Genomic DNA, 23815 nt, shown 5'->3' with positions numbered 1-23815 from the left:
GAGGCAGATAGTGTGAAACGTGTAGGTGTTGAAGGGACGTTATCAGATGTAAAAGGGGCTTTGCAAGATAAAGGCTATGAGGTTATTGAGTTAAAACAAGAGGAAGACCTAGGGGATTGTGGCTGTTGTGTCATATCTGGCCAAGATAAAGACGTGATGGGAATGGCAACAACGAATTACACCGGTTCAGTAATTAATGCGCATGGTATGAATGCGGAGGAAATTTGTCAGCAAGTTGATGAGAAGATGGCATAATAAAAAAGCGGGCAAGCCATTATATGGCACCCGCTTTTTGTTATTTACTTGATTCTTTCGTAATATTTACTTGATGTGGGAAAGGGATTTCGATAGCTGCTTTATCAAATTCTTCCTTAATTCGTTTACGGATATCTCTCTCTGCAGCGAATTGCTCCATATTTTCGGTTCTACCTAAGAGACGTAAAACAACATCAGATGAACCGAAGCTTTGAACGCCTAGTACGTCTGGACCTTCAACAAAGCGAACGTCCTGTTGAAACTCATCACAAATTTTTTGGAGAATATTCATTGCGTGATCAATATTTTCATCGTAACTAATACCAATATCAACTAAAGCACGCATTGTACCACGAGAGTGATTACTAATTCCCTCCAATTGTCTGTTTGGGATAAAGTTTAATGTACCATCAAAACTTCTGATTTTTGTTGTGCGTAAGCCGACTTCCTCAACAATACCACTGTATCCAGCAGTTGAGACATATTCATCTACCTCAATTTGCTTTTCTAATAGTATAAAAAAACCAGTTACAATATCACTTACAAGACCTTGTGCACCAAAACCAATTGCAAGTCCTATAACACCGGCCCCAGCAATTAATGGTGCTAGATCAAGACCGAAGATACCAAATAACATTGCAATGAATACAAATAGTAAAATATATGTATAAACATTTTGTATCAGCTTTTCTAATGTTTTTGTTCGAGCTGGTGAGATACTTTCTCTTTTACCTGCTTTTTTTAGTGTGGTAGCAATAACCTTTCGACCTATTGGTGCAGCAATTGCAAAAGCGATAAATAGAAATAGAATTTTTAGTGCACTAGCAATTAGTGGATAAGTAGTCGTAAATTGACTAAAATCAATGCCAAACATGTACATTTTTTATGCTCCTTTCTAAAGTAACTCTTTCATAATAAAGAAATATACTTTAATAATCAAATAATACCCTTTTTCGACAAAATTTAAGCATATCATCGTGCTTTTTTGTTAAAACTGTTACTAGTCCAATTTAGTAATTTAAAGTTTGATTATTGTTGACTAAACTTTTTCCAATCTTTATAATTAATTAAAGTATGTGAAAATATTATCACAAAAAATAGATAGTTGGAGGGATTCGCATGGCAGAACGTATGGTAGGAAAACAGGCTCCACGCTTTGAAATGGAAGCAGTAATGGCGAATAAAGAATTCAAAAAGGTATCATTAGATGAGATTATGAAAGAAGACAAATGGACAGTGTTATTCTTTTATCCAATGGACTTCACACATGTATGTCCAACTGAAATCACTGCACTATCTGATCGCTATGATGAATTTGAAGATTTAGATGCAGAAGTAATTGGCGTATCTACAGATACAGTACATACACACTTAGCTTGGATTAATACATCACGTGAAGACAATGGTCTAGGTGATCTTGCTTATCCTTTAGCTGCAGATACAAATCATAAAGTATCAGCAGAATATGGTGTATTAATAGAAGGTGAAGGTGTGGCGCTTCGTGGATTATTTATTGTTAATCCAGAAGGTGAATTACAATATCAAGTCGTAAATCATAATAATATTGGTCGTGATGTCGATGAAACATTACGTGTACTTCAAGCATTACAAACTGGTGGTCTATGTCCAGCCAATTGGAAACCAGGTCAAGAAACACTATAAAAATCTTATTTAATTAATAATAAGTGAATAGAAAGGATTATGATTAATGAGATTAAGAACGCCGATGCCAGAATTAGATGGTGCAACTGAATGGTTGAATGGAGAATTAAAAAAGGACGATCTTATTGGTAATAAACCAACTTTAATCCACTTTTGGTCAGTTAGTTGCGGTTTATGTAAAGAAGCAATGCCAAATGTTAATGAATTTCGTGATGAGTATAAAGATGCGCTTAATGTAGTCGCTGTCCATATACCACGTTCTGAAAAGGATTTAGATTTAGATCAAATTAAAGAGGTTGCCGCAGCGCACGATATAACACAACCCATTTTTGTAGACAACAAGCATATTTTAACAGATGCATTTGAAAATGAATATGTTCCAGCATATTATGTTTTTGATGAAGAAGGTAATCTCCGCCATTTTCAAGCTGGTGGTGGAGGAATGAAAATGCTCCGTAAACGTGTCAATCGTGTGCTAGGAACGACAGAGAAATAGGTATTTGTATGTAACACTATTTGAAAAGGTCCTTTGTGTGCGTAAAGTATACAAGGGATCTTTTCTTTTCGTTTGCATAAAAGCGCTTCCGTCTTAAGACTGATTTTTTAGTTTTTTAAAAGAAATAGTGCAAAAGGGTGGCAATTTATTTCGGAAACCGATATATTTATAGTTACGAAAAAGGAAAAAAGGGGAGGGAATAATACATTGGAAACGTTTAAAAAATTACAACAATATTATATGCCATTTAAAAAATATTTTCTCATGTCTATATTATTTGTAATTATAGTAACTGGAATCACCGTGCTCTATCCAATTATATTACAGATAACGATTGATAATGTTGTTCTTGATGAACAATACGGTCTTATACCTTATTTAGCAGGTGGGTTTATACTTGTGATGATTATTAAAGGTATTGCGAATTTTATCCAACAATACTTAGGTGACCTGTTTGGTGTGTCATCTGTCTACAGATTGCGAGATGGTTTGTATACAAAATTACAACGCCTATCTTTTACTTATTATGATAATGCTCGAACTGGCGACTTAATGTCACGTCTTACAATGGACGTAGAAGGTTTTAAATTCTTCCTTTCTGCTGGATTAAAGGAATTAATTCGGATTATATTGCTAATTGTAATTAGTTTATCTGTCATGTTCTACTATTCGATACCATTAGCACTTGTAACAATGGCCGCCATGCCATTCCTGGCTATAGTCGTTTATAAATTTGATAAGAAGGTTCACCCAGCTTTTCGTACCATACGTAAATCATTAGGTCGTTTAAATACACGCATCCAGGAAAACGTAAGTGGTATTAATACAGTGAAATCTCTATCTAAAGAGGATTTTGAAATAGACAGATTTACTGTTAATAATCAAGAGTACCGAGAAGTGAATATTAAAACATCAAATATTTGGGCTAAATATTTCCCATTTATGGAGTTAATCGGTAATATTTGTATGGTAGCTTTGTTGGTTTTTGGAGGTTATCTGGTTATTGACGAGAGTCTGTCGTTAGGTAAGTTAATCGCTTTCTTTAGTTTGGTAAGCTATATTTTAGGGCCACTGATGCACCTAGGTTTTATCGTCAACCAATTTTCTCAAGCTAAAGCATCAGGTGAAAGATTATTAGAAATCTTAGAAGCAGAAGAAGATATACAAGAAAAAGACAATGCGCTCATTCCAAACGTTATAAGAGGTCATGTGACTTTTGAAAATGTATCGTTTAAATATGTGGAAGGTGATGAAGCGGCACTTAAAAACATCTCGTTTGATGCTCCACCAGGAAAAGTGATTGGTCTAATTGGTGCAACTGGATCTGGAAAAACGAGTATCACGCAACTAATGACGCGTTTTTACGAACCACAATCGGGTAAAGTCTTAATTGATCAAAAACCATCAAGTGACTATAACATAAAGTCACTACGCAAGCATATTGGATTTGTCTTACAAGAGTCATTTTTATTCTCTACATCAATTAGAGACAATATTGCTTACGGTAATCCAACAGCAAATATAGATGATATTATCGCTGCAGCTAAACGTGCACAGGCGCATTCATTTATTATGGAAATGCCAAATGGTTATGAAACCATGCTTGGAGAAAGAGGGATGGGCTTATCTGGTGGACAGAAACAGCGTATCGCGATAGCAAGAGCGATCTTGATTGATCCAAGTATTCTTATTTTGGATGATGCAACTTCTGCTGTTGATATGGAAACAGAATTTAGAATTCAAAAAGCGCTAAACGAGGTTATGAAAGGTCGGACAACATTCATTATTGCTCACCGTATATCTTCATTGAAACATGCGGATGAGATTCTGGTTTTAGAAGATGGTGAAATTGTCGAACGAGGTACACACGAGAAATTATTAGAGAATGGTGGACCATATCAACGAATTTATGATATTCAATATCAAGATAAACAAGCTATTATGAATATAGTAAATTAAAAAGGGGGGAATAACTTTGGCAAAACAAGATACAGCAAAACAAAAAAGTCCACACTTAAAGCGGTTTTATTATCCACTCGATCAAGCAGTGGAAAAACCTTTTAATTGGAAACAAATGACGCGATTATTGTTCTATATAAAACCGTATGCAAAATCACTGTTACCAGGTGCTATTATAGCAATGTTTATTACGACATTGATCCGTTTAGCGGTACCTATTTTGATTGGTAAAGTGGTAATTGATGTAGCGATAGCAAATCAAGATCCAACACTTTTAACCTATTTAGTTATCCTAATTTCACTTTTATATGTGATAAGTTATATTGGAAATCATTTTAGAATTAAATGGGTTAATATATTAGGGCAAAATATTATTCATGATCTACGTAAACAATTGTTCTCACACGTACAACGTTTATCGCATAACTTTTTTGATAAACGTTCAGCTGGGTCAATTTTGGTTCGTATCTTAAATGATGTAAATTCGTTACAAGAATTGTTTACTAACGGGATTATTAATTTATTGATGGATGTCTTTATGTTAGTGGGTATAATCGTTATTTTGTTTGTGTTAAGCCCACAGCTTGCATTAGCGGTATTAGTCATCTTACCAATTATGTTCTATATCTCAACTAAATTAAGAAGAAATATTCGTAAGACGTGGCAAGATGTACGTATCCAGAAATCACGTTTGAATTCACATTTGAATGAAAGTATGCAGGGTATCCGTATTACGCAATCTTTTTCTCAAGAAAAGGAAAATACCGAGTACTTTAATGGTGTGAATGAAGATAATTATGAAGTAGAACGGATCGCAATGAAAAAGAGTGCCTATTTTGGACCTTTTGTTGAGATGAGTAATGCGATAGGTACTGTTATTTTGATTTCATACGGTGCACATTTAATTATTAATGGAACAATTGAAATTGGTACCTTTGTATCCTTTGCCTTTTTCTTAGGTATGTTCTGGGAACCGATTTCACGTCTCGGTCAAATATACAATCAATTATTAGTCGCTATGGCTTCATCGGAAAGGATTTTTGAGTTTTTAGATGAGCAGCCCAATGTCCATGAAAAATCAGATGCAAAAGAATTTACTGACATGAAAGGGCATATTGAATTCGATCATGTTGCATTTTCTTATGACGATGACCGTATTGCACTGCATGAAATTTCATTAGAAATGAAGGTTGGTCAAACAGTTGCACTTGTAGGGCATACCGGATCTGGTAAATCAACAATTGCAAATCTAATTAGTCGCTTCTATGATCCAACTAAAGGTACAGTTAAAATTGATGGAAATGACTTAAAGGATATGAAAGTTGGTAATTTACGAGATAATATTAGTGTTGTTTTACAAGATACATTTATTTTTTCGGGTACTATTATGGAAAATATTCGTTTTGGAAGGCCTACTGCGACAGATGAAGAAGTGATCGATGCTGCAAAAGTTGTCGGTGCGAATGGTTTCATTTTAGGTTTATCAGAAGGGTATCAAACAGAAGTAGAAGAGAGAGGAAACGTTCTTTCTGCAGGCGAGAGGCAGTTACTTTCTTTTGCTAGAGCATTGTTAGCTAATCCGCGAATATTGATTTTAGATGAAGCAACAGCAAGCATTGATACAGAAACAGAGGTGCGTATCCAACTTGCGCTTAAGAAGTTATTACATGGGCGTACGGCTATTATGATTGCCCATCGTTTATCGACAATTCGAGAAGCAGATAATATTATCGTATTAGAAAACGGAAAGATTTTGGAACAAGGAAATCATTCCGATTTAATGCAAAAACGTGGTGAATATTTCGGTTTAGTGAAATCACAATTTGAAATGTTAGACGCGTTATAAAATCTATAAATAAAGCCCTCCATTACTTAGTGATGGAGGGCTTTATCTTAAACTTTAGTATTTTTAACTTTGTTATTGATGGAAAATATGATATAGCTTCTTTAGCTGTTATGTCATGCATTTGTTCCCTCTTTTGTATAGCGTATCAAGTGAAATTGCTGACAGACATAAAAGTAATACCCCTGACGTAACATTGTGGTCTTACTCACTACGGAAGCAAGTTTGAAGAAAAATTGTAATGTAGCATATAAGTAATTAATAATTTTGTCTGTTGCTATAGTGTAATTAACTTCCATACACAAGTATTATGAATTGTTTTTGATGTAGGTTACGTATTAAATAAAATTGACTTCCTTACCAAAGGGTTAGCTTTTTATACTAATAACCAACTTTGTAAAACAAAATAATGATAAAGAGCTAGTCTTTCTCAATTCATGAAAGAAGAAATCTGTACTAGCAATGGAAATATACGAAGACTCCCGTGCCCACGGAAAGCGAAGTATATTTCCAGAGCGGTATGTTACGTAGTAATTCATATCAATTTCGTCAGCCGAAAGCGGAGTAATATGCCATCTGCTTGCTTATAAAGTTTTAAGGTTCTTAATGTTAGCATGGAGCTATATAAAAATATTCGTGGGATTCTTATCGTTGATATAGTACATCCCACGTTTAAGTATTACCAACTAGCGTAGTTTAGTTACAGAGCGAGGCAAGTACGTTACAAGCAGTACATAAGTTTTTAATAGCATCAAATCTCTTAGAAAACAGCTATTTTTTAAAAATGATGGTCCTTATTTCTTATAAATATGATAAACTATCTTCAGTAAGGTGTACGAGGAGGAAAAATCGTGAAAAGAGAGTTTGCAGTTATAGGATTAGGGCGTTTTGGTGGAAGTATATGTCGCGAATTAAGTGAAGAAGGCATGGATGTATTAGCGATTGATACACAAGAAGAAAAAGTAAATGAATTTAAAGATATTGCGTCACATGCAGTAATCGCAGATGCAACTGATGAAAAAGTATTAAAAGAATTAGGAATTCGTAATATTGATCATGTCATTGTGGCAATAGGAGACAATATTCAAGCAAGTATCTTAACAACGCTAATGTTAAAGGAATTAGGCATAAAAAAAATAACAGTTAAAGCACAAAATGATTACCATGAAAAAGTATTAAATAAAATTGGTGCCGATCAAGTTGTTCATCCTGAAAGAGATATGGGAAAAAGAATTGCGCATAGCATAATATCTAATAATATCTTGGACCATTTAGAACTATCAGATGATCATAGTATTGTCGAAGTAAAGGCTGGTAAAAAGATGATCGGAAAAACGTTAGTAGAGCTAGATGTACGAGCTAATTATGGGTGTAACATTGTCGCAATTAAGCAAGGTGAAACTAATGATATCAATGTCTCGCCAATGGCGTCAGAAGTTATAGATGGCGGCGATATCTTAATCGTTATAGGAGCAGATAAAGATATATCTCGTTTTGAGAAACATTTAGTAGTCGATGACGATTAAAAACAAACAAAAAAACACCGCAAGTTACGGTGTTTTTTTTGTTTATATTTCGCTTAACGCTACGATTATTATACTTCCATAATAATCGGTAGAATCATTGGACGACGTTTAGTTTTTTCAAATAAGAATGGTGCAATTGTATCTGTTATTTCATTTTTGATTTCTGACCATTGTGTTGTTTTTCTTTCCATCACTTTATCAAGGTGAGTAGAAACAATTTTTTGTGCTTCGTTAATTAAGTCTTCTGATTCTCTCATATAGACAAAACCTCTTGAAATAATATCTGGTCCAGATGCAATTTTAAATTCTTTCATATTAATACTAACAACAACAATTACAAGGCCTTCTTCTGAAAGAATACGGCGATCACGTAATACAATATTACCAATATCACCAATACCGCTTCCATCAACATAAACAGATCCAGAAGGAATCTTACCTGCAACTGCAGCTTTATCTTTACCTAGTGCTAATACATCACCAATGTCCATAATGAAACAGTTATTTGGTTGAACATCACATGCAACTGCATGTTTTACGTGTTCCTTTAACATACGGTATTCACCATGAATAGGCATGAAAAACTTAGGACGTAATAATCTTAGCATTAGCTTTTGTTCCTCTTGCCCACCATGACCGGATGTATGGATATCGTTTAATGGACCGTGTATAACATCTGCTCCAGCGTGAGAAAGCATATTAATCATTCTATTAATACTAACCGTATTACCAGGGATTGGTGAAGATGAGAATACGACTGTATCGCCAGGGATCGTTTGAATCTGTCGGTGTGTTCCTTTAGCAATTCGTGAGAGAGCTGCCATTGGTTCACCTTGTGAGCCTGTACAAAGGATCGTCACTTCATTAGCAGGTAATCGATTAATTTGATGTGATTCAATAAATGCATCATCAGGCGCATTAATATAACCAAGTTCTCTTCCAATTGCTATTGATGATTCCATACTTCTACCGAAAATAGCTACTTTGCGATTATGCTTTACAGCACCTTCAATCATTTGCTGTAATCTATAGATATTGGATGCGAAAGTAGCAAAAATAATTCTACCATCAACACGCGTAAAGATATCATTAATACTATCTCCAACTACACGTTCAGACATTGTAAATCCGGGAACTTCACTATTTGTACTGTCAGACAATAAGCAAAGTACGCCTTCCTTACCTACCTCAGCCATTTTAGCTATGTTGGCAGGTTCTCCTACAGGTGTAAAATCAAATTTAAAGTCACCTGTGTGTACAATATTACCAGGTGGTGTTTTAACTACAATTCCATAAGAATCAGGTATACTATGTGTCGTTCTGAAAAACGTTACAGATGTTTTTCTAAACTTGATTATATCTTCTTCTTCAAATGCATGTAGCTCTGCATTTTTTAATAGACCATGTTCGTCTAATTTATTTTTAATTAATCCAAGTGCAAGTTTACCAGCATATATTGGTATGTTAATTTCTCTTAATAAATAAGGAATTCCACCGATGTGATCTTCGTGACCATGCGTGACAAATAATCCCTTAATTTTATCTTGATTTTGTACAAGGTAAGTGTAATCAGGAATGACATAGTCAATTCCTAGCAATTCATCTTCAGGAAACTTAATTCCAGCGTCGATTAATATTATTTCATCCTGAAACTGAATGCCGTATGTGTTTTTACCGATTTCACCAAGTCCGCCTAGTGAAAAAACTGCTGATTGATCATTTTTTACGAATTTCATAATTTATCCATTCTCCACTTCGAAGTGCTCAGAAAGTTTTTCATATTCTAAATGAGCACCATTTAATGGCTGGATAAATTCGATGTTAATCTCGCGAGTCGCTAACTCTGTTCTTACTTGTCTCTCAGATTCTGCTTCATAATAGAGACTTGTTGTTCTTTCTCTTACTGGAATTTCATTGTGAATTTCTTGGTATAATACTTTGAAAATCATTCGATCTCTCCTTCATTCTTTTACATTTTTATTTTTATATTGCTGATATTTAAATAGCAATTTTCCTGCGATATTAAGTGTTCACCTGATAAATTGGAATGCTTTACGTACCGACAGTTATTCTTTGAAAGCATTTGGAACTCGATTTTGACCTAATAATTTCTTCCATCGTTTTCTAAGCTTTTCTCTCAGTCGCTTTAACATTTGACTGCACAGCTCCTTTCGATTAGTTAAAGAAAAGCATATACGTCCTACCGATCCAATCCCACTATATACTAGTATAGTACGGAATTGCTCGTTTGGAAACAGAAACGTGCTAAACTATTACAAAAATAATGAAATAATAGTGTAATTAGGATTTATTTTTTGCTTATAGAGCTAATCTTATACGAAAGGAGTGTGCCTATATAAAAAAAATTAAGTCATGCACAAGTGTAATATTTAATCTACATCACAGGGTTTGGCATTATCTGGTTTTAAGAAGGGATTGTTTTCATTAATATAGTCATAAAACATAAGCCCGTTTAAATGGTCAATTTCATGTTGAAGAACAACAGCAGCATAACCACGTAATCTTAATTTTATTGGTTCGCCGGCTAGGTTAATAGCTTTTACTGTAATACGTGCATATCTAGGAACGTATCCTTGTATTTCACGATCGACGGATAAACAACCTTCTCCGCTTGATAGAAATGTTTTCTCAACAGAATGACTAACAATCCTTGGGTTAAATAAACCATCACTATAGAAATTACCATCAAAATCCTCAAAATGAATGGCAATCATTCTTTTAGATAGACCAATTTGTGGTGCGGCTATTCCGACACCAGGTCTTAATTGATATTTTTCAGCGATCTCTTGATCTTGACTATTTTTCAGGAATTCTAACATTTCATGCAGTGTTGCGCTATCTTGCTCAGTTGCCGGTAATGCTACTTCTTTTGCAACTTCTTCCAAAATAGGATTACCTTCACGCACAATATCATCCATGGTAATCAACTGGTTCACTCTCCTTATCAGTGTTTTTAACTGTTACATAGTGTAACATAACTATTAAATATAATGGTATTTTATTATTTTTGCAAAAGAAACAATAACTTTTCTTAAATAGTATAAGAAATGTATTGTGATATGTTATAATATTTTCATAAATGTCAAAAAATATAATAAAATTGCATCAAGATTAAGGAGGCAGCATTTTGAAGTTAAAGGTTTTTATTGTAGGATTAGTTAGTATCGCATTATTAGCAGCATGTTCAGGTGAATCAGCGACAGAACAAATGTATGTTCATATGGAAGAAGCAGTTGAACTAGAAAATGACTTTGTTGCACAGCAAAAGCCATTAAACGAATTAGAAGCAGAAGAACAAGCTTTGTATCAAGAAATCACAGCATTGGGTAGTGATGATATGGAAGAAATCATTTCACTTGCTGATGAAGCACTACAATCAATAGAAGAAAGAAAAGAATTACTGGTAATTGAGAAAGAGAGTATTGATGCGAGTAAAGAAGAATTTGATGAAATTGAACCTTTGCTATCTGACATAGAAGATGAGGCAGTCCAAACAAACGCTAATGAAATGTATGACATAATGGAAGAAAGATATCAAGCATACATAACTTTATATGATACATATACCGTATCATTAGAAAATGATCAAGCATTATATGAATTAATAAAACAAGAAGAAGTAGAGGAAGAAGCGGTAACAGAACAAATTGATAAAGTTAATCAGCAATATGAGAAAGTGATTGAAGCAAACAATGTGTTTAGCGAAAAAACAAAGGCATTTAATGAAAGTAAAAAAGCTTTTTATGAATCTTCTGACTTAAATGTGACATATGAATAACCTTTGAAAACTTCTCGATATCGAGAAGTTTTTTTATTAAAAAAATTTTATCAAAAAAATTAGTAATACAGATAAATAAAAAAAATGAAACAGTTAATTTATAGTAAGGCTGTTACAGTCTCTTAATCATTCTGTTTTTATACTTTTAAGTTAAAATAATTTAAATAAAACGAATCAAAGTGTTTGACCAAGGTAATAGAATGAGCTAAACTTATAATAAATCTAAATTGTACTAATAATAATAAGTAATAACTATGTAACAGTTATCTACATAGAAATAATTTAGATTAAAAAAAGTTACTATAGGGTATTGTATAAACAAGTACAATTATGTCAGTTTGTATACACCCTATATTACGAATAGTGCAGAAAATTTGAAGGAATAGAAAGGAAGAGGTGATTATTTTGAAACGTACACTTGAAAATGCTGAAAATGAATTTCAAACGTTTCAAATTCTGAATGAAGAAGGCGAAGTAGTTAATGAAAAAGATATGCCAGAACTTTCAGATGATGAATTAAAAGAATTAATGACTAGAATGGTTTATACGAGAATTTTGGATCAACGTTCAATCGCCTTGAATCGTCAAGGACGTCTTGGATTTTATGCACCTACTGCAGGACAAGAAGCTTCTCAGTTAGGAACGCAGTTTGCTTTAGAACAAGAAGACTTTATCTTACCAGCATATCGCGATGTACCGCAATTGATCTGGCAAGGTCTTCCACTTTATCAAGCATTTTTATTCTCAAGAGGTCATTATCATGGTAACCAAATGCCTGAAGGTGTACACGCGTTTAGTCCACAAATTATTATTGGAGCGCAATATACACAAGCGGCGGGTGTTGCTATGGGTATGAAGAAACGTGGTAAGAAGAATGTTGCTATAACTTATACTGGTGATGGTGGTACGTCACAAGGTGATTTCTATGAAGGAATGAACTTTGCTGGTGCATTTAAAGCTCCTGCAATCTTTGTTGTTCAAAATAACCGTTTTGCGATTTCCGTACCTGTTGATAAGCAAACAGCTGCTAAAACGTTAGCTCAAAAAGCTGTTGCTGCTGGAATCGAAGGTATTCAAGTAGATGGAATGGACGTATTAGCTGTTTATGCTGCGACTAAAGATGCTCGTGAGCGCGCTGTTAATGGAGAAGGTCCAACATTAATTGAGACTCTAACTTACCGTTACGGTGCACATACGATGGCTGGAGATGATCCAACTCGTTACCGTACGGATGAGCTTGATACAGAATGGGAGAAAAAAGACCCAATCGTTCGTTTCCGTAAATATCTTGAAGGTAAAGGTTTATGGACTGAAGAGCAAGAAAATGAAGTAACTGAAAAAGCAAAAGCAGAAATTAAAGAAGCTATTAAAAAAGCTGACGAACAACCAAAACAAAAAGTTACAGACTTAATCTCAAATATGTACGAAAAACTTCCTGTACACTTAGAAGAACAAATGGAAGAATATAAAGCAAAGGAGTCGAAGTAAACCATGGCTCAAATGACAATGATTCAAGCTATTACTGATGCATTGCGCACAGAATTAAAAAATGATGAAAACGTATTAGTGTTTGGAGAAGATGTTGGTCAAAACGGTGGTGTATTCCGTGCTACAGAAGGATTACAAGATGAATTCGGTGAAGAGCGTGTATTCGATACTCCTTTAGCAGAATCTGCAATTGCAGGTATTGCAATTGGTTTAGCAACACAAGGATATCGTCCTGTTCCAGAGATTCAATTCTTTGGCTTTGTATATGAAGCAATGGATGCAATTAATGGTCAAATGGCTCGTTTACGTTATCGTACGGGTAACACAATGAACGCACCAATTACTATTCGTGCACCATTTGGTGGCGGTGTGCATACACCTGAATTGCACGCAGATTCATTAGAAGGTTTAATTGCACAACAACCAGGTATGAAAGTGGTAATCCCTTCAAATCCATACGATGCAAAAGGATTGTTGATTTCTGCAATTCGTGATAATGATCCAGTAGTATTTTTGGAGCATATGAAACTATATCGCTCATTCCGTGAGGAAGTTCCAGAAGAAGAATATACAGTTGAACTTGGTAAAGCAAATGTTAAACGTGAAGGTACAGACGTAACATTAATAGCATATGGTGCAATGGTTCAAGCTTCTATAAAAGCTGCTGAAGAGTTAGAAAAAAACGGCATCCAAGCAGAAGTAATTGATCTACGTACTGTTATGCCAATAGATATGGAAACCATCATTGAATCGGTTAAGAAAACTAATCGCGTTGTTGTTGTTCAAGAAGCACAGCGTCAAGCTGGTATGGCATCACAAATTGTTACTGAAATTCAAGAACGTGCTATTTTACATTTAGAAGCACCAATTTTACGTGTAGCGGCTCCAGATACAGTCTATGCATTTACACAAGCAGAAGAAGTATGGTTGCCAAATTATGAAGATATTGTTGAAAAAGTAAATAAAGTAATGAACTTTTAATTAAGATTGATGGGAGGTAATAAAAATGGCGTATGAATTTAAATTACCAGATATTGGTGAAGGAATCCATGAAGGTGAAATCGTTAAATGGTTTGTAAAAGCTGGAGACGAACTTAAAGAAGATGATGTACTTTGTGAAGTACAAAATGATAAAGCAGTAGTTGAAATACCATCCCCAGTAGAAGGTACTGTAAAAGAAGTACACTTTGAAGAGGGAACGGTAGCAACAGTAGGTCAGACAATTATTACCATTGATGCGGAAGGTTATGAAGACCAAGGCGGAAATGAAGAGGCTGATGAAACTCCTCAAGAAGCACAAGCAGAATCTACTACAAGCGAGAATAAGGGTGCATATGAATTTAAATTACCAGACATTGGTGAGGGCATCCATGAAGGTGAAATCGTTAAATGGTTTGTAAAAGTTGGAGACGAACTTAAAGAAGATGATGTACTTTGCGAAGTGCAAAATGATAAAGCAGTAGTTGAAATACCATCCCCAGTAGAAGGTACTGTAAAAGAAGTACACTTTGAAGAGGGAACGGTAGCAACAGTAGGACAAACGATTATTACTATTGATGCTATTGGGTACGAAGGTGAAGCAACTTCACAAGAACCTTCTAAAGAAGAGAAGAAAACAGAAAAAGAAGCACCTAAGTCTAATTCAAATTCTAAAGAAGTAGATAAAGACCGTCGTATAATAGCTATGCCTTCTGTTCGTAAATATGCACGTGATAATAACGTGACTATTTCGAGTGTTGCTGGATCAGGTAAAAACGATCGTATTATTAAAGAAGACATTGACGCTTACTTAAATGGTGATCAAGTAGCAGAAACTACTTCCGATGAGAAATCATCTGATCAAGGTACAACTGTTATCAAAGATGAGAAAACAGCGAAAACACCTGCAGCTAGCAAACAAGCTGTTCCTGAAGGTGAATTCCCTGAAACGCGTGAAAAAATGACTGCAATCCGTAAATCTATTGCAAAAGCAATGGTTAATTCTAAACACAAAGCGCCTCATGTTACGTTACATGACGAAATTGATGTTACAGAACTTGTTGCACATAGAAAGAAATTCAAAGCTATTGCGGCTGAAAAAGATATTAAATTAACGTATCTACCATATGTTGTAAAAGCATTAGTATCTGCATTGAAAATGTATCCAATGTTGAATGCATCTATAGATGATGATACAGAAGAAATTATTCACAAACATTACTATAATATTGGTATTGCGGCTGACACTGAAAAAGGTTTACTTGTGCCAGTAGTTAAAAATGCTGATCATAAATCAATCTTTGCAATTTCACAAGAAATCAATGAATTAGGTAAAAAAGCTAAAGATGGTAAATTAGCACCAGGCGAAATGAAAGGTGCATCATCTACTATCTCTAACATTGGTTCTGCAGGTGGTCAATGGTTTACACCAGTTATTAACTATCCAGAAGCGGGGATCTTAGGTATTGGTCGTATTGCTGAAAAACCAGTTGTTAAAGACGGTGAGATTGTTATTGCACCAGTCATAGCATTATCATTAAGCTTTGATCACCGTATTGTTGATGGTGCGACAGCTCAAATGGCAATGAATCAAGTGAAACGTTTACTAAACGATCCACAATTAATTATGATGGAGGCGTAAATTATGGTAGTAGGAGATTTTCCGATTGATTTAGATACACTAGTAGTTGGCGCTGGTCCTGGTGGATATGTTGCAGCAATTCGTGCAGCACAAACTGGACAAAAAGTTGCCATCGTTGATAAAGGTACACTTGGAGGGGTTTGTTTAAACGTTGGGTGTATCCCATCTAAAGCATTAATCCAAGCTGGCCATCGTTATGAGGAAGCACACGGAGCAGCTGAAATGGGTATTAAAGCTGAAAATGTTACCGTTGATTTTTCGAAAGTACAAGAGTGGAAACAAAGCGTTGTTGATAAACTTACTGGTGGAGTTGAAGGTTTATTAAAAGGAAATAAAGTTGAGATTATCAAAGGTGAAGTATACTTTGTTGATAAAAATTCAGTAAAAGTAATGGACGAGAAGAACTCTCAAAGTTACACATTTAAAAATTGTATTATTGCAACTGGTTCAACACCAATTGAAATTCCGACTTTCAAATTTTCTGAGCGTGTTATCGATTCCACAGGAGCATTAAACTTAAAAGAAATCCCTAAAAAATTAGTTGTCGTTGGTGGCGGCTATGTTGGAACTGAATTAGGAACTGCTTATGCTAATTTTGGTACTGAAGTTACTATTTTAGAAGGTGCTGACGAAATTCTTGGTGGTTTCGAAAAGCAAATGTCGTCTTTAGTTAAGCGTCATTTGAAAAAGAAAAACGTTACGATTGTTACGAAGGCAATGGCTAAAGGTGCTGAAGTTACTGATAGTGGTGTTAAAGTTACCTATGAAGCAAAAGGTAAAGAGGAAACAGTGGAAGCAGATTACGTATTAGTAACAGTAGGACGTAAACCAAATACTGCCGAAATTGGTTTAGAACAAGTTGGAATCGAAACGGATGACAGAGGTTTAATCAAAATTGATAAACAATGTCGTACGAACATTGATAACATCTATGCAATTGGTGATATTGTAGCAGGACCTCCATTAGCTCACAAGGCTTCTTATGAAGGTAAAGTTGCAGCAGAAGCAATTGCAGGAGAAAAATCAGAAATCGATTATAATGGCATTCCAGCTGTTGTATTCTCTGAACCTGAATTAGCTACTGTAGGATATGACGAACAAAGTGCGAAGGATGCAGGATTTGATGTTATCGGATCTAAATTCCCATTTGCAGCTAATGGTCGTGCATTATCTCTTGGTAGTGGTGAAGGATTTGTTAAGCTTGTTACAAGAAAAGAAGATGGCCTAGTATTAGGTGCCCAAATTGCGGGTGCTAATGCAAGTGACATGATTTCTGAACTTGGTTTAGCGATTGAAGCAGGAATGACTGCTGAAGATTTAGCTATGACAATTCACGCACATCCAACACTTGGAGAAATTACAATGGAAGCTGCAGAAGTAGCTATGGGTACACCAATCCATATTATAAAATAAAGATTAATTCTAAAGCCTATGTCTGGATATCTAGACATAGGCTTTTTCTATGAAAAATTTATTTTTAAATAGTCATTGGCTAAGACGATGTATTGCCTGTCAAAGCATTCCTCGTCCTACAGGAACAGCGCGACCTGAAGATCTATCTAATTATAAGGTTGATAGGAATAAATTTCATCAAAAGTTCTTTCGAAAAGGAAGATATTTGTCAGATTTTCCAGTATAATAGAGAACATACATAGGACATCAGGAGGGAACAATATGAAACGTAAATTATTCGTACTACTTATTGGAGCAATTCTATTATTAGCCGGTTGTAATAACGGTAATGCAGACGAAGATTCTGAAAAAAATGAAAATAGTGATGAGACGCAAACGAATGAAGAAAATCAAGAGGAAGAAATAGAAGATGTTGTTGAAGAACCTGAAGTAGAAGAGGAACTAGTAGAGGAAGAACCAGAGTCTGTTGAAGTAGAATACCAAATTAATTCAGAAACTTGGAGTGTTGAACCACTAGCAGATGCTAGTGAGGATGTGGTTTTATTAACTATTGATGATGCACCAGCAGATAATGCATTGGAGATGGCAAAGACATTAAAGGGTCTTGATGCTAAAGCAATATTTTTTGTGAATGGTCACTTTTTAGAAACGGATGAAGAAAAAGCAGTGTTAAAAGAAATATATGATATGGGGTTTCCGATTGGGAATCATACGTATACACATAAAAATTTAAAAGAGATCAGTGAGGAAGAACAACGCGAGGAAATTGTTGGCTTAAATGATTTAGTTGAAGAAATCATAGGAGAAAGACCGAAATTTTTCCGTGCACCTCATGGAGCTAATACTGATTACTCGACAGATCTTGCTAAAGATGAGGGTATGGTTGTAATGAATTGGACATATGGTTATGATTATTTCACACCATATCAGGATGCTGATAAATTAGCAACTGCAATGATTACCGGTGAAGGACCAGAAGTCGATGTTCCTTATTCATTACTTAAACCAGGTGCAAACCTGTTAATGCACGATCGTGATTGGACTGCAGCAGCATTAGAAGAAATCGTTACAGGCCTTCGTGATAAAGGATATGAAATGGTAGATCCAGCAGCGATTCAAAAAGTGAATGAGAGCTAAAATTTATAAGATTAGATAAAAAAACGACGAACAAATGACATCTATCCATTTGCTCGTCGTTTTTCGTAAACATTGTTGCATTGAACAGTTGGTTATTAATAAAAAACTAGCGGAGCAAGTGAAATGGGTGACACTCTAGTGGGAACAGCACAAACCGAAGATCCACTTGGAAGTGTCTTTCTTTACCAATGAAAGCTTTAGGTTGTGCCCACAGAAAGGGAGCCCATTTCACTTGATCAGCGGGTCAAATATAGTCCTTACGTCGCAATATACAGTAATGTAAGCCATAAACAATAATCTTCTAGAAAACCTGCTTTTGTTATAAACGGTAGCAAGACTTCTTTAATCGTGGCTCCTTTTTTTATGTTATTGGTTTCATTTCTTTAATTACATGAATTGTTTCAAGCGTATCGTCTTCTAAACCTTGAACAGGTAAACCTGCTGCTAAGTTTTGTTTGATATACGCTAAGTTTTCTTCGGTAATAATTTCACCTGGAATAAAGATAGGAATGCCAGGTGGATATACCATTATCGATTCTGCGCTAATTCTACCAGCAGCATCTGCTAATAGGACAGTCTCTGATTCAGCATAAAACGCATCACGAGGCGTTATACTCAACAGTGGAATAGCAGGAATGGTAACATCTATTCGATTGTCTGTAGACGACTTTTGATGCGATCTTTCTAGTTGTTGTAATGCTTGTACTAATAAATTAGTTTCTTTACTCGAATCACCAGGTGTAATGATGCAAAGTATATTGTACATATCAGAGAGCTCAACTTCAATATTATATTGTTTTCTCAACCAAACCTCGACATCGTAACCAGTTATACCAAGTTGTTTTACAGAAATAATTAACTTAGTAGGATCATAACCAAATGTCGCTTCACTACCAAGCATTTCTTTACCCGCACAAAAAAGGTGTGGAATTGTATTAATCGCTTTTCGTGTTGCATCGGCTAGCAACAGTGTTTCATCTAATAATTCTTTACCTTTTATAGCTAACTGTTTACGCGCAACATCAAGTGACGCAAGTAATATATAGGATGTTGATGTTGTTGTTAGCATCGATAAAACGCTTTGAACACGAGAATGAGAAACGAGTCCTTCTTTTAAATTCAAAACAGAACTTTGGGTTAGAGAGCCGCCAAGTTTATGAACACTCGTTGCAGCTAAATCTGCACCAGCCTGCATTGCTGAAAGTGGTAATTCATCGTGAAAATGAATGTGTACGCCATGAGCTTCATCAACTAAAACAGGTATCTCATGACCGTGGGCGATGTCAACTATACGTTTTAAATCAGCTGCAATCCCAAAATAAGTCGGATTAATCACAAAAATCCCTTTAGCATCAGGATGTGCTTCAATTGCTCTTTGTACAGATTCTGGTGTAATACCATGTGCAATACCAAGTTTATTATCTAGTTCTGGATGAACAAAGATTGGAATTGCACCCGCGAAGATAAGTGCAGTAGTTACTGACTTATGGATGTTCCGTGGTACAATGATTTTATCTCCAGGACCACATACACTTAAGACCATAGCCATAATTGCACCACTTGTTCCTTGTACGGAGAAGAAAGTATAGTCGGCACCAAATGCGAGAGCCGCTAAATCTTGTGCTTGTTTAATCATACCTTGTGGATGGTGTAAGTCATCTAGTGGCTCAATATTAATTAGGTCAATAGATAATGCATTTTCCCCAATAAAGGATCGAAATGTCGGATCCATTCCTACCCCTTTTTTATGTCCGGGTATATGAAATGGAATCGGGTTCTTCTCGGCATGGTTTTTTAAACCTGTAAATAAAGGTGTTTCATGTTGTGCTTGCATAAAGGCTACCTCTCTTTGTAAAATATAAATGATAGTGATTAAAACAAGTGAATTATAGCAAATTAAAATTGAATTTACTAGCAATTAATAATGTGGAATGAAGAAAGGACGGTTATAACATGTCATATAGTTATCCAATAGATCCATCATGGAGTACAACCGATATTATCGATGTTGTAAACTTTATCTCAATTGTTGAAAAAGCACACGAAGACGGAGTCAAACGTGAGGACATCATGCTAGCATATACAAAGTTTAAACAAATAGTGCCATCTATGAGTGAAGAAAAACAAATTGATAAAAAATTCGAAAAAGATACAGGCTGCTCAATTTATCGCACAATAAAGCAAGCTAAATCCGCAAAAAAAGGTGATCGCATTAAAATATAAATAAAAGAACTGATTTTGTATAGCCTAGGTTATACAAAATCAGTAATTACATGTATGCCTTAAATTGCATCTAGACCTGAACGATAAAAAGGTACCATGGTATCAATCGTTTCTTTTATGTGTTTGATTAGCGCATCGCCATCCATATCTACGGCTTGTGCAGAGGTGATGTGACGACCGATTAAAAACTCAGCTTTTTTCACATCACGAAAACGTTCTAAATTGTTTTCAGTTAACTCCTCGATAGAAAAAGCATCCTTTTTCATATGATCGAGTGAGACAACAAAATCCTTTGGTAGCTCCTGTAATTCGTCCAATTGATTTAGAAACTGTTTTGCAATCTTTTCTTTATGAGGTAATTCATAAATGAAAGCAAGCCATATAAAAATATGGTCATCAAATAAGCCAACTTGAAAATGAGGGACCATTTTGTAACCACGTTTACTATGTGCTACAGCAAGCCACGTATCATTTGGTGGGTTAACAGAGCGACGAGCATGTCTTGCAATATGTAAGAACATTTCGTTACCTAATGTAGCAGATAAATGCGTTGCTAATTCTGTCCCTATAATTTCAAATTTTGGTTGTATCCGTTGTTGGATAGCCTCCATTCTATTTTCTAAGCCATCAAGCTGGAATGCGTCGAAATCTTTTTGTTCAAATCCATTAAATGTCATATTTATTCACCTTTCTCATTCTCTAATAACTTCTATTTTACCATAAACCAACAGAATCTTGCATTAAATTGCACTGGAAAGATGCAGGAAGGTAATTTTTCTGCTACTATAAACGAAAGTAACTGTCGAATTGGAGGCTAAAAACATGGATCAAATGAAAAGAGATGAAATATACCAGCGTGCGAAAGAATGGGTATTAGAAGCTGGTGAACATATTCGAGACGTTATTGATGAGCCATTAACTATTGATACAAAATCGAATCCAAATGACCTCGTAACACAAATGGATCGAAATACGGAAGAATTTTTTGCGAAAAAAATTAAGGGCACTTTTCCCAAGCATAAATTACTCTCAGAAGAAGGTTTTGGAGATAACCTTGATAACTTAGATGGAACAGTGTGGATCATTGATCCCATTGATGGCACAATGAATTTTGTTCATCAAAAAAGAAACTTTGCTATTTCAGTTGGAATCTACCAAGATGGGGTAGGTGAAATTGCGTTCATTTATAATGTAATGGAGGATGTTTTATATCATGCTAAAAAAGGCGATGGGTCATACAAGGATGATGTAAAATTACCAAAACTTGATAAAAAGGTAACGTTGGATCAAAGTATCTTATTAATTAATAGTTTATGGAGTGGAGAAAATAAACGTATTAATCATCAAAAAATTCAAAATCTTGTTAGAAAAGTTAGAGGAACACGCTCATATGGATCCGCAGCATTAGAATTTGCTGGAATTGCTGAAGGTATATTAGATGGCTATATTTCCATGAAGTTATATCCATGGGATTTTGCTGCTGGCGTTATTTTAATTGAAGAAGTAGGGGGTACAACTACTCAAGCAAATGGTGATCCTTTGAATTTCTTAATAGAAAACACTGTATTCTCAGGTAACATCCAAGTAGCTCGCGAGATTATAGACAACTACATAGAGTTGAAATGAATAGGAAACAAGAAAGAAGATCCCGTTAACTCCAGTTTATTGGAGAAAGGGATCTTCTTTTTTACGTTCTTGATAAAACTTAAACTTTCCTGTTGCGAGTCTTTGTTTTGTTTTTTCTCCAATTCGATCGGAACAGCTTGGACATAAATATAAATGCTTTCGGCGGTTTCTTAATCGTTTTGCTAGAGGAGAGTCAGGATCGATCGTATCAATTGAATCACATATTGGACATTTAACTTGCATCTTACCACACCTCTATTAGATCATATTTCCTAATTGACTTAATTTTTAGGGGTTTTATTCCTTAAATAATAGTTTACCACAGATCGAACTTATATAATAAGTTTTTACATAGTTTGAGATACGAAATAAAGGGTAAAATTGTTATATACGGTATAAAAGAAGGGTTGGTTAATTATGAAGAAAACAATAATATATAGTATTGTTGGTCTCTTAGCTACTTATTTTATGACAAATAAAAGAGTGCGAAGATTAAGGGAATCAAATACAGAAAGAGAATCAGAGTACTTCCCAATTGAAGAAGCGGGAGTACCAGAAACAGATAATCCAGAAAATGCAAATATGGTTGATGAGGGTTCGCAATTTGGTGTAAATTATTATAATAATTTAAAAGAAGAATAGACAAATTTGTCTATTCTTTTTGATTAAGATGATTATTTGATTGTTCTTCTTGAATTTTTTCTAATTCTTTTTCTTCATTTTCTGGAATAGACTTTTTATTTGCATCTTCTTCACCTTTATTTGCGTTTTCAGGCGGCAATTCTGGCATATAGCGACCTACGATAGCAGATAACTCTTCTATAACACCGCTTACTGGATTACCAGTCTGAACGCTACGAGCCATTGCCTTAATACGTTCTGTAGCATCCGCATCCGCAATAACCATTGCCGTTTTTCCATAAGGATCGTCGTGTAGTGCTTCTGTGACGGCATATTTTATAGAACCAACTCTTGTTCGATCTATCTCTTTATTTACGTCTATACCTACCACTGCATAAGGTCCAGCAATAATTGCCGTTGCATCATTAACATCAGGTACATTATTTGCTAAACTTGCGAGGTGTTTTGCGATTTCTTGATTTGACCCATTATTATCTTGTGATGCTTCAGAATCTTTTACATGAAGAACATGATCTTCGTTTCCTTGATTAGCTAAATTCTCTTCTTTCCCTTGACAACCTGCAAGGATGAAAAATATGGATAAAAAGATCATTGTGAATTTCATCAAATAGTCTTCCTCCCTATAATTAATGATGTGATAATACACTTTCTTGTCCTTATTTTTCGTTAAAAATAGAAAGTTATACGGAGGAACGATTATAAATTTAGCATTTATAGAAAATGTAACGTATTATATACAAAAAATTCTGTGTAAATCGTTGGAATCATCTTGCTTTTTAAGATTATTACCGCTAATATGAATGAAAGAAGTTCTTTAACGGAGGGGATTAAGATGATACCTGAAGTAGTCGTAAGCAAAGCGGAAAAAGCCTATGTCCTTTTACAAGAAGACGCAGATAAAATACTGAAGCTTATAAGAGTTCAAATGGATAATTTAACGATGCCTCAATGTCCGCTATATGAGGAAGTGTTAGATACACATATGTTTGGTCTTTCAAGGGAGATTGATTTTGCGGTTCGTTTAAACTTAGTCTCAGAAGAAGAAGGTAAACAACTTTTGGAAAGTTTAGAAAGACAATTAAATTTGTTACACGAAGCTGCACAACAATCAATGTAGTTGTGTATC

At 35.0% G+C, this 23815-nt stretch carries 24 protein-coding genes; 16 read left to right on the top strand and 8 right to left on the bottom strand.

The genetic code is table 11. The features are described from left to right. Positions 1-12: 12 nt before the first annotated feature. Positions 13-255, top strand: a complete 243-nt coding sequence (locus D2K60_RS09980; RefSeq protein ID WP_117169853.1) for a YkuS family protein — start codon at positions 13-15, stop codon at positions 253-255. Between the two features lie 40 nt (positions 256-295). Here the strand turns inward: D2K60_RS09980 and D2K60_RS09975 are convergent, their stop codons facing one another. Then, positions 296-1135 carry a mechanosensitive ion channel family protein gene (locus D2K60_RS09975; protein WP_420818814.1) on the bottom strand — a complete coding sequence of 280 codons (840 nt, stop codon included), beginning with the start codon at positions 1133-1135 and terminating at the stop codon, positions 296-298. 239 nt (positions 1136-1374) lie between these two features. On the opposite strand from D2K60_RS09975, the gene D2K60_RS09970 reads away from it, so the two are divergent. The 5 genes from D2K60_RS09970 to D2K60_RS09950 all read left to right on the top strand — a co-directional run bounded on the left by D2K60_RS09970 (position 1375) and on the right by D2K60_RS09950 (position 7741). Continuing rightward, complete coding sequence (locus D2K60_RS09970) at positions 1375-1917, top strand: peroxiredoxin (protein ID WP_117169852.1); 543 nt, start codon at positions 1375-1377, stop codon at positions 1915-1917. A 46-nt stretch (positions 1918-1963) separates the two neighbouring features. Next, positions 1964-2413 carry a TlpA family protein disulfide reductase gene (locus D2K60_RS09965; RefSeq protein ID WP_117169851.1) on the top strand — a complete coding sequence of 150 codons (450 nt, stop codon included), beginning with the start codon at positions 1964-1966 and terminating at the stop codon, positions 2411-2413. Positions 2414-2620: 207 nt separating this feature from the next. Continuing rightward, the gene (locus tag D2K60_RS09960; RefSeq protein ID WP_117169850.1) at positions 2621-4372 is read left to right on the top strand and encodes an ABC transporter ATP-binding protein; all 1752 of its coding nucleotides are present in this window, start codon (positions 2621-2623) and stop codon (positions 4370-4372) included. A gap of 16 nt (positions 4373-4388) precedes the next feature. Further along, positions 4389-6218 (top strand): ABC transporter ATP-binding protein, encoded by a 1830-nt coding sequence (locus tag D2K60_RS09955; RefSeq protein ID WP_117169849.1) that lies wholly within the window; start codon positions 4389-4391, stop codon positions 6216-6218. An 848-nt stretch (positions 6219-7066) separates the two neighbouring features. After that, positions 7067-7741 carry a potassium channel family protein gene (locus tag D2K60_RS09950; RefSeq protein WP_117169848.1) on the top strand — a complete coding sequence of 225 codons (675 nt, stop codon included), beginning with the start codon at positions 7067-7069 and terminating at the stop codon, positions 7739-7741. 68 nt (positions 7742-7809) lie between these two features. Here the strand turns inward: D2K60_RS09950 and rnjA are convergent, their stop codons facing one another. The 3 genes from rnjA to def all read right to left on the bottom strand — a co-directional run bounded on the left by rnjA (position 7810) and on the right by def (position 10689). After that, the gene (gene rnjA, locus D2K60_RS09945; RefSeq protein ID WP_117169847.1) at positions 7810-9477 is read right to left on the bottom strand and encodes a ribonuclease J1; all 1668 of its coding nucleotides are present in this window, start codon (positions 9475-9477) and stop codon (positions 7810-7812) included. Positions 9478-9480: 3 nt separating this feature from the next. Further along, the gene (locus tag D2K60_RS09940; protein WP_117169846.1) at positions 9481-9690 is read right to left on the bottom strand and encodes a DNA-dependent RNA polymerase subunit epsilon; all 210 of its coding nucleotides are present in this window, start codon (positions 9688-9690) and stop codon (positions 9481-9483) included. 441 nt (positions 9691-10131) lie between these two features. After that, complete coding sequence (def, locus tag D2K60_RS09935; protein WP_117169845.1) at positions 10132-10689, bottom strand: peptide deformylase; 558 nt, start codon at positions 10687-10689, stop codon at positions 10132-10134. A gap of 200 nt (positions 10690-10889) precedes the next feature. Here def and D2K60_RS09930 point away from each other — a divergent pair, with 200 nt between their 5' ends. The 6 genes from D2K60_RS09930 (at position 10890) to D2K60_RS09905 (ending at position 18198) form a co-directional block, all read left to right on the top strand. Beyond that, positions 10890-11540, top strand: a complete 651-nt coding sequence (locus D2K60_RS09930; RefSeq protein WP_117169844.1) for a YkyA family protein — start codon at positions 10890-10892, stop codon at positions 11538-11540. Between the two features lie 405 nt (positions 11541-11945). Next, on the top strand, positions 11946-13028 hold the full coding sequence (gene pdhA / locus D2K60_RS09925) for a pyruvate dehydrogenase (acetyl-transferring) E1 component subunit alpha (RefSeq protein ID WP_117169843.1): 1083 nt from the start codon (positions 11946-11948) through the stop codon (positions 13026-13028). Between the two features lie 3 nt (positions 13029-13031). Then, positions 13032-14009 carry an alpha-ketoacid dehydrogenase subunit beta gene (locus tag D2K60_RS09920; RefSeq protein WP_117169842.1) on the top strand — a complete coding sequence of 326 codons (978 nt, stop codon included), beginning with the start codon at positions 13032-13034 and terminating at the stop codon, positions 14007-14009. Positions 14010-14034: 25 nt separating this feature from the next. Next, positions 14035-15648, top strand: coding sequence for a dihydrolipoyllysine-residue acetyltransferase (locus D2K60_RS09915; protein ID WP_117169841.1), 1614 nt, complete (start codon positions 14035-14037; stop codon positions 15646-15648). A gap of 3 nt (positions 15649-15651) precedes the next feature. Next, positions 15652-17061: a dihydrolipoyl dehydrogenase gene (lpdA, locus tag D2K60_RS09910; RefSeq protein ID WP_117169840.1), complete on the top strand. Its 1410-nt coding sequence runs from the start codon at positions 15652-15654 to the stop codon at positions 17059-17061. 261 nt (positions 17062-17322) lie between these two features. Beyond that, positions 17323-18198, top strand: coding sequence for a polysaccharide deacetylase family protein (locus D2K60_RS09905; protein ID WP_117169839.1), 876 nt, complete (start codon positions 17323-17325; stop codon positions 18196-18198). A gap of 361 nt (positions 18199-18559) precedes the next feature. Here D2K60_RS09905 and D2K60_RS09900 read toward each other — a convergent pair whose 3' ends face one another. Continuing rightward, positions 18560-20032 (bottom strand): aminotransferase class I/II-fold pyridoxal phosphate-dependent enzyme, encoded by a 1473-nt coding sequence (locus D2K60_RS09900; protein WP_117169838.1) that lies wholly within the window; start codon positions 20030-20032, stop codon positions 18560-18562. Positions 20033-20151: 119 nt separating this feature from the next. Between D2K60_RS09900 and D2K60_RS09895 the strand changes: the two genes are divergently transcribed. After that, a complete protein-coding gene (locus D2K60_RS09895; protein ID WP_117169837.1) occupies positions 20152-20421 on the top strand; it encodes a UPF0223 family protein in 270 nt (89 codons plus the stop codon). Between the two features lie 59 nt (positions 20422-20480). Here D2K60_RS09895 and D2K60_RS09890 read toward each other — a convergent pair whose 3' ends face one another. Then, entirely contained in the window at positions 20481-21098 is a 618-nt protein-coding gene (locus D2K60_RS09890; RefSeq protein ID WP_117169836.1) for a YktB family protein, read from the bottom strand. Between the two features lie 145 nt (positions 21099-21243). On the opposite strand from D2K60_RS09890, the gene D2K60_RS09885 reads away from it, so the two are divergent. Next, complete coding sequence (locus D2K60_RS09885) at positions 21244-22047, top strand: inositol monophosphatase family protein (RefSeq protein WP_117169835.1); 804 nt, start codon at positions 21244-21246, stop codon at positions 22045-22047. Positions 22048-22083: 36 nt separating this feature from the next. On the opposite strand, the gene D2K60_RS09880 is transcribed toward D2K60_RS09885, so the two are convergent. Next, positions 22084-22290, bottom strand: coding sequence for a YlaI family protein (locus D2K60_RS09880; protein ID WP_117169834.1), 207 nt, complete (start codon positions 22288-22290; stop codon positions 22084-22086). Between the two features lie 174 nt (positions 22291-22464). Here D2K60_RS09880 and D2K60_RS09875 point away from each other — a divergent pair, with 174 nt between their 5' ends. Further along, positions 22465-22689, top strand: coding sequence for a hypothetical protein (locus D2K60_RS09875; RefSeq protein WP_117169833.1), 225 nt, complete (start codon positions 22465-22467; stop codon positions 22687-22689). A 10-nt stretch (positions 22690-22699) separates the two neighbouring features. Here D2K60_RS09875 and D2K60_RS09870 read toward each other — a convergent pair whose 3' ends face one another. Further along, entirely contained in the window at positions 22700-23293 is a 594-nt protein-coding gene (locus D2K60_RS09870) for a YhcN/YlaJ family sporulation lipoprotein (RefSeq protein ID WP_117169832.1), read from the bottom strand. Between the two features lie 228 nt (positions 23294-23521). Here D2K60_RS09870 and D2K60_RS09865 point away from each other — a divergent pair, with 228 nt between their 5' ends. Continuing rightward, on the top strand, positions 23522-23806 hold the full coding sequence (locus tag D2K60_RS09865; protein ID WP_117169831.1) for an Fpa/YlaN family protein: 285 nt from the start codon (positions 23522-23524) through the stop codon (positions 23804-23806). The last annotated feature ends 9 nt before the right edge of the window (positions 23807-23815 follow it).

This window comes from Paraliobacillus sediminis (assembly GCF_003426055.1).
Note: the sequence above shows the minus strand (reverse complement) of the source record. Positions and strands in the feature narration are given on the sequence as shown.

Coding starts and splice junctions, on each gene's coding strand:
- D2K60_RS09975 (WP_420818814.1), bottom strand. CDS start 1,135: ATGTACATGTTTGGCATTGATTTTAGTCAATTTACGACTACTTATCCA.
- D2K60_RS09970 (WP_117169852.1), top strand. CDS start 1,375: ATGGCAGAACGTATGGTAGGAAAACAGGCTCCACGCTTTGAAATGGAA.
- D2K60_RS09965 (WP_117169851.1), top strand. CDS start 1,964: ATGAGATTAAGAACGCCGATGCCAGAATTAGATGGTGCAACTGAATGG.
- rnjA (WP_117169847.1), bottom strand. CDS start 9,477: ATGAAATTCGTAAAAAATGATCAATCAGCAGTTTTTTCACTAGGCGGA.
- D2K60_RS09940 (WP_117169846.1), bottom strand. CDS start 9,690: ATGATTTTCAAAGTATTATACCAAGAAATTCACAATGAAATTCCAGTA.
- D2K60_RS09920 (WP_117169842.1), top strand. CDS start 13,032: ATGGCTCAAATGACAATGATTCAAGCTATTACTGATGCATTGCGCACA.
- D2K60_RS09915 (WP_117169841.1), top strand. CDS start 14,035: ATGGCGTATGAATTTAAATTACCAGATATTGGTGAAGGAATCCATGAA.
- lpdA (WP_117169840.1), top strand. CDS start 15,652: ATGGTAGTAGGAGATTTTCCGATTGATTTAGATACACTAGTAGTTGGC.
- D2K60_RS09905 (WP_117169839.1), top strand. CDS start 17,323: ATGAAACGTAAATTATTCGTACTACTTATTGGAGCAATTCTATTATTA.
- D2K60_RS09900 (WP_117169838.1), bottom strand. CDS start 20,032: ATGCAAGCACAACATGAAACACCTTTATTTACAGGTTTAAAAAACCAT.
- D2K60_RS09895 (WP_117169837.1), top strand. CDS start 20,152: ATGTCATATAGTTATCCAATAGATCCATCATGGAGTACAACCGATATT.
- D2K60_RS09890 (WP_117169836.1), bottom strand. CDS start 21,098: ATGACATTTAATGGATTTGAACAAAAAGATTTCGACGCATTCCAGCTT.
- D2K60_RS09885 (WP_117169835.1), top strand. CDS start 21,244: ATGGATCAAATGAAAAGAGATGAAATATACCAGCGTGCGAAAGAATGG.
- D2K60_RS09880 (WP_117169834.1), bottom strand. CDS start 22,290: ATGCAAGTTAAATGTCCAATATGTGATTCAATTGATACGATCGATCCT.
- D2K60_RS09875 (WP_117169833.1), top strand. CDS start 22,465: ATGAAGAAAACAATAATATATAGTATTGTTGGTCTCTTAGCTACTTAT.
- D2K60_RS09870 (WP_117169832.1), bottom strand. CDS start 23,293: ATGAAATTCACAATGATCTTTTTATCCATATTTTTCATCCTTGCAGGT.
- D2K60_RS09865 (WP_117169831.1), top strand. CDS start 23,522: ATGATACCTGAAGTAGTCGTAAGCAAAGCGGAAAAAGCCTATGTCCTT.